The sequence below is a fragment of the Streptomyces sp. NPDC018610 genome, from assembly GCF_044391765.1.
GTDB lineage: Bacteria > Actinomycetota > Actinomycetes > Streptomycetales > Streptomycetaceae > Streptomyces.
Genome location: NZ_JBISAL010000001.1, coordinates 1034671 through 1040670 on the forward strand (window position 1 = coordinate 1034671; position 6000 = coordinate 1040670).

Consider the following 6000-nt stretch of genomic DNA (forward strand, 5'->3'; position numbering starts at 1 on the left):
CCGCCCTCCCCCGTACCGCCTACCAGAGGAAAACCTGCATATGTGCGGAATCGTCGGATACATCGGCAAGCGTGACGTCGCGCCGCTGCTCCTGGAAGGCCTGCAGCGCCTGGAGTACCGCGGCTACGACTCGGCGGGCATCGTCGTCTCCTCGCCGAAGGCCCCCGCCCTGAAGATGGTCAAGGCCAAGGGCCGGGTCCGCGACCTGGAGGCCAAGGTCCCGGCGCGCTTCAAGGGCACGACCGGCATCGCCCACACCCGCTGGGCCACGCACGGCGCCCCCTCCGACGTGAACGCCCACCCGCACATGTCGGCCGACAACCAGGTCGCCGTCGTGCACAACGGCATCATCGACAACGCCGCCGACCTGCGCCGCAAACTGGAGGCGGACGGCGTCGAGTTCCTCTCCGAGACCGACACCGAGGTCCTCGTCCACCTGGTCGCCCGCTCCGAGGCCGCGACGCTGGAGGAGAAGGTCCGCGCGGCGGTCCGCATGGTCGAGGGCACCTACGGCATCGCCGTCATGCATGCCGACTTCCCCGACCGCATCGTCGTGGCCCGCAACGGCTCGCCGGTCGTCCTCGGCATCGGCGAGAAGGAGATGTTCGTCGCCTCCGACGTCGCCGCGCTGGTCGCCCACACCCGGCAGATAGTCACGCTCGACGACGGCGAGATGGCCACCCTCAAGGCCGACGACTTCCGCACGTACACCACCGAGGGCACCCGCACGACCGCCGAGCCGACCACCGTGGAGTGGGAGGCCGAGTCGTACGACATGGGCGGCCACGACACGTACATGCACAAGGAGATCCACGAGCAGGCCGAGGCCGTGGACCGGGTTCTGCGCGGCCGGATCGACGACCGGTTCGCCACGGTGCACCTGGGCGGCATCAACCTCGACGCCCGCGCCGCGCGCGCGGTGCGCCGAGTGAAGATCCTCGGCTGCGGCACCTCGTACCACGCGGGCATGATCGGCGCCCAGATGATCGAGGAGCTGGCCCGGATCCCCGCCGACGCCGAGCCGGCCTCCGAATTCCGGTACCGCAACGCGGTCGTGGACCCCGACACCCTCTACATCGCGGTCTCCCAGTCCGGTGAGACCTACGACGTGCTGGCGGCCGTGCAGGAGCTCAAGCGCAAGGGGGCGCGGGTCCTCGGCGTGGTCAACGTGGTCGGCTCCGCGATCGCCCGCGAGGCGGACGGCGGCGTCTACGTGCACGCCGGCCCCGAGGTGTGCGTGGTGTCCACCAAGTGCTTCACCAACACCTGCGTCGCCTTCGCGCTGCTCGCCCTGCACCTCGGCCGCATCCGCGACCTGTCGGTGCGCGACGGCAAGCGGATCATCGAGGGCCTGCGCCGCCTGCCCGAGCAGATCACCGAGATCATGAAGCAGGAGGAGGAGATCAAGCGGCTGGCCGAGGGCTACGCGGACGCCCGCTCGATGCTTTTCATCGGCCGGGTGCGCGGCTACCCGGTGGCCCGCGAGGCCTCCCTGAAGCTCAAGGAGGTCTCCTACATCCACGCCGAGGCCTACCCCGCCTCCGAGCTCAAGCACGGCCCGCTGGCCCTGATCGAGCCCGCGCTGCCGACGGTGGCGATCGTGCCGGACGACGACCTGCTGGAGAAGAACCGCGCGGCCCTGGAGGAGATCAAGGCCCGCAGCGGCAAGATCCTCGCCGTCGCCCACCAGGAGCAGGAGAAGGCCGACCAGACGATCGTCGTGCCGAAGAACGAGGACGAGCTGGACCCGATCCTCATGGGCATCCCGCTGCAGCTGCTCTCCTACCACACGGCACTGGCGCTGGGCCGGGACATCGACAAGCCCCGCAACCTCGCCAAGTCCGTCACGGTGGAATAGGGCACGGTGGCGACGGGGCCGGTCCGCCGGACAGGCCCCGAAACCCGCCGGTGACGTGAACGCCGACGTGTGAACGACCCCCTGTGTGCCACCCAGCACAGGGGGTCGTTCCTTTCACGGAAGGCCGGGGCCGCCCGGTCCCCGGCCCGGCGGCTGCCTCAGCCGGTGGCCGTCACACCCCGGCGGGCAGCGCGTCGCGGAAGGGCCGTCGGCCAGTGCGCGAGGGCCGCGGTCGCCGCGTACCAGGCCACCGCCCCGGCCGCCACCGCGAACCAGCCGCCCGCCTTCGCCAGGGCGCCGTGGTCGCCGAAGCGCGCGAGGGCGAGCAGGACCAGGGCCACGAAGAACAACCCGTGCGTGCCCTGCGCGAGCAGGTCGCCGCCCGCGAGGGTCAGCGTCAGCGCCACGAGGGCGAACAGGAGCAGGAAGAGTCCCGCGCCGTTGTCGGATATCCGGTCGCCGGCCGAGACGGCCCAGGTGAACCACAGGGCGCCGAGCGCGGCGAAACCCGTTCCGGTCACGGTCTCGCCGTCGTGCAGGGCCAGCAGGCCGGCGAGGAAGAGCGCGATGCCGCCCACGTAGTGAGCGAGTGTCACCGCGTCGCCCGCGGTGACACCGTCGATGACCCCGGTGTACCCGAGCCCGAAGGCCAACAGGGTGATTCCGAGGGCGAGTCGGCCGAGGATCGTGGTGGTGGTGCTTCCCGCAGAGACGTCGTTGGCCACGGCGGGCTCCCTTCATGCCTGTGCAGTTGTGCGGTGACCGGTATATGCCCTTCACAAAGGCACGAACACCTCTACGCACGAGTAGCTTCGTGTCGTGAAATGCACGGTCGCACAAGGGAGTTGGGGTGACCGGAGGGGCGGGAGGGAGTGGGCCTCGGGCCCCAGGGCGTGTTTCGGAAGTCCCCGCTTCCGAAACACGCCCTAGGGGATGACGACGACCGGACGCTGGGCGCGCTTGGCGAGCCGGCCTGCCACCGAGCCGAAGATGCGCCCCACGATGCCGTGGGTGGAGCCGACGACGATCGCGTCCGCCGCGTACTCCTTGCCGACCTCCTCGAGTTCGTGGCAGATGTCGCCGCCGCGCTCCACCAGGATCCAGGGGACCTCGGCGAGGTAGTCGGCGCAGGCGAGTTCGAGGCCGAGGACTTCCGTGCGGTGGTCGGGCACGTCGACGAAGACCGGTGGCTCGCAGCCGGCCCACACCGTGGTGGGCAGCCGGTTGGCCACATGCACGATGATCAGACCGGAGCGGGTGCGGTGCGCCATCCCGATCGCGTAGGCGAGGGCGCGCTCACTGGAATCGGATCCGTCGAATCCGACGACGACGCCGTGCTTGAACGCCGGATCGCAGGGGTGGCGTGGCTCCTGCGCCGCCAGGGGATCGGCCGCCGTGGGGTCGGCGACCGGCCGCTTGCGGTCCGCGGGTTCGAAGAATTCGTGACCGGCCATGGCTGTCTCGGCGATGTGATCCTTAGTCGGGGACGACAGTCTGCGGCGAAGCTGTGTCCGGGAATCGTCTTCCCGTCCCCATACCCCCAAGGGTACGGCGCCAAGCCTTTCTAGCCCAGATCCCGCGCACTCTCCGTGGCGGTTCGGCGCGGTTCACCGGAGCATGCACGACGCGCGCCCGTAACGCAATGGTTGCTGCCCCGTACAGGCGGTTTGCGCGGGATTCACCGGCCTCCGCTCCGCGCCGCCGGTATCGGAGGGGCCCCCGGGGCGCGGGAGACGCACGTGGGGGACCCGTACGGGCCCCGGCGGGCCGGCGCACGGCCCCCGCGGCGCCCGGGCGCGGCCGGGCGGACGCCTGTGAAAGGCTCCCGCAGAGCCCCGCGCGGGGCGGCCGTACAGGTGCCTGTCGGCTGCGTACAGTGACCGACCGGTCGAACCGGCGTTGAACCCGGCGAGCCGCCGCAGGGAGCACCCAGGGAGCATGCCGTGTCCGGACCCCGTACCGCCGCCGGGCGCCGCGCCGCCGCCGGGCGGGGCCCGGCGAGCACTCGCGCGCCGGAGGCGTCCGCGCCGGGATCCGGGGCAGGAGCGGGACACGACGCCTGCCAAGATCCGGGGCAGGCGCCGGGACGCGGGCCGGGGCACACCCCGGGCAGGTCCGTGGAGGACGGTGTGGGCGACGTGGTGCGCTGGGCCGCCTTCAGCTGCGTCCTCGTGCCCGTGGTCCTGCTCTGGTACGGCTCCTCGCCGGCTCGCGCCACCGGCACCGCGCTGGGGCTGGCGGCCGTCGCCGGGGCCTGCCGGGTGCTGCTGCGCCAGTCGGAGCGCGGGGCGGCCCGGCTGCGCGCCGAGGAGCGCGTCGCGCACCGCGGCCGTCACCAGCGGACCGGCACGGGCACCCACCGGGGCGGTCGGCACCCCGGTGGAACGACACCGGTCGACTGACCGGTTTCCGCACCCCGGCCCGTAGCTTTTCAGCCAACTTCTCGAACTCGCCCCTCCCCTGGCCGAAGCACCCCCCAACCCCCGTTCGACCTGCACGGAAAGGGTCTCGGGGACCCTGCGCACCCTACGTGGATTGGCCACCGCGACGAGGCGCACTTCCCTGCGCGCCGCGCTAGTGCGACGCTTCGTGATCGAATGCTTCACGCCAAGTTGCCATGTCGACAATGTGCCGGGTGGTGAACTGGCCACCGGTGCACGGCGGGAACCAGTAGATTCGATCTTGACTGTCTTATGGCGGGGGACTCGTGCAGGACCAAGGGGAAACGTGCAGGAGCGACACAACCGAGGAGCCGCGACCACCGAGGGGGGCTTAGCAGGATGAGCCACGACTCCACTGCCGCGCCGGACGCGGCGGCCCGGAAACTGTCCGGGCGACGCCGCAAGGAGATCGTCGCGGTGCTGCTGTTCAGCGGCGGTCCCATCTTCGAGAGTTCCATACCGCTTTCGGTGTTCGGGATCGACCGCCAGGACGCCGGAGTACCGCGCTACCGCCTGCTGGTGGCGGCCGGCGAGGACGGCCCACTGCGGACCACAGGGGGCCTGGAACTCACCGCGCCACACGGACTGGAGGCGATCTCGCGGGCGGGCACGGTCGTCGTGCCGGCCTGGCGCTCGATCACCTCTCCACCACCCGCGGAGGCGCTCGACGCGCTGCGCCGGGCCCATGAGGAGGGCGCCCGCATCGTGGGCCTGTGCACCGGGGCGTTCGTCCTGGCCGCGGCGGGCCTGCTGGACGGCCGCCCGGCGACCACCCACTGGATGTACGCGCCGACGCTGGCCAAGCGCTACCCGTCGGTGCACGTCGATCCGCGGGAGCTGTTCGTCGACGACGGCGACGTGCTGACGTCGGCAGGCACGGCGGCCGGGATCGACCTGTGCCTGCACATCGTGCGCTCGGACCACGGCAACGAGGCGGCCGGTGCGCTGGCCCGCCGCCTGGTGGTCCCACCGCGCCGCAGCGGCGGCCAGGAGCGCTACCTCGACAGGTCTTTACCCGAGGAGATCGGCGCCGACCCGCTCGCCGAGGTCGTCGCCTGGGCGCTGGAGCACCTCCACGAGCAGTTCGACGTGGAGACGCTGGCGGCCCGCGCGTACATGAGCCGGCGCACGTTCGACCGCCGCTTCCGCTCGCTCACCGGGAGCGCGCCGCTGCAGTGGCTGATCACCCAGCGGGTGCTCCAGGCGCAGCGGCTGCTGGAGACGTCGGACTACTCGGTGGACGAGGTCGCGGGCCGTTGCGGCTTCCGCTCCCCCGTGGCGCTGCGCGGTCACTTCCGGCGGCAGCTGGGGTCGTCCCCGGCCGCCTACCGGGCGGCGTACCGGGCGCGCAGGCCGCAGGGCGAGCGGCCGGTCGACACCGACGAGCCGGTGGGTCCGGGCCTGCCCGGGCCGAGTGGCCCGGGTCTCATGACCGGACCGGCGGGCGGCCCGGTGGGCGTCCCGCAGCCCGCGGGTCCCGTGCACCCGCTGCACCCCGACGGCCCGATGCCGCACCAGGCCCGGCGCGCCCCGGCGGCGCTGTCGGCGAGCCTGCCCGGGCAGCGGTCCGGCGGCTGAGCGACCGGCGGGGGGGGGGGGGGGGGGGCCCCCCCCCCCCCCCCCCGCGCCGCCCCCCCCCCCCCCCCCCCGGGCGCCCCCCCCGAGGTGTGTCCACACAAAAAAAAAAGTGTGTGTGTGTGC

General features: G+C 72.5%; 5 protein-coding genes. 3 read left to right on the forward strand and 2 right to left on the reverse strand.

Annotation, left to right across the window (positions count from 1 at the left end):
• Window positions 1–40: 40 nt before the first annotated feature.
• Window positions 41–1858 carry a glutamine--fructose-6-phosphate transaminase (isomerizing) gene (gene glmS / locus ACH5A8_RS04510; protein WP_398997828.1) on the forward strand — a complete coding sequence of 606 codons (1818 nt, stop codon included), beginning with the start codon at window positions 41–43 and terminating at the stop codon, window positions 1856–1858.
• A 158-nt stretch (window positions 1859–2016) separates the two neighbouring features.
• Here the strand turns inward: glmS and ACH5A8_RS04515 are convergent, their stop codons facing one another.
• Window positions 2017–2583 (reverse strand): GPR1/FUN34/YaaH family transporter, encoded by a 567-nt coding sequence (locus tag ACH5A8_RS04515; RefSeq protein WP_398997830.1) that lies wholly within the window; start codon window positions 2581–2583, stop codon window positions 2017–2019.
• Window positions 2584–2784: 201 nt separating this feature from the next.
• Window positions 2785–3312 (reverse strand): universal stress protein, encoded by a 528-nt coding sequence (locus ACH5A8_RS04520; RefSeq protein ID WP_398997832.1) that lies wholly within the window; start codon window positions 3310–3312, stop codon window positions 2785–2787.
• A gap of 675 nt (window positions 3313–3987) precedes the next feature.
• Here ACH5A8_RS04520 and ACH5A8_RS04525 point away from each other — a divergent pair.
• Window positions 3988–4260 carry a hypothetical protein gene (locus ACH5A8_RS04525; protein WP_398997834.1) on the forward strand — a complete coding sequence of 91 codons (273 nt, stop codon included), beginning with the start codon at window positions 3988–3990 and terminating at the stop codon, window positions 4258–4260.
• A 378-nt stretch (window positions 4261–4638) separates the two neighbouring features.
• Window positions 4639–5877, forward strand: a complete 1239-nt coding sequence (locus ACH5A8_RS04530; protein WP_398997836.1) for a helix-turn-helix domain-containing protein — start codon at window positions 4639–4641, stop codon at window positions 5875–5877.
• The last annotated feature ends 123 nt before the right edge of the window (window positions 5878–6000 follow it).

Coding starts and splice junctions, on each gene's coding strand:
- glmS (WP_398997828.1), top strand. CDS start 41: ATGTGCGGAATCGTCGGATACATCGGCAAGCGTGACGTCGCGCCGCTG.
- ACH5A8_RS04520 (WP_398997832.1), bottom strand. CDS start 3,312: ATGGCCGGTCACGAATTCTTCGAACCCGCGGACCGCAAGCGGCCGGTC.
- ACH5A8_RS04530 (WP_398997836.1), top strand. CDS start 4,639: ATGAGCCACGACTCCACTGCCGCGCCGGACGCGGCGGCCCGGAAACTG.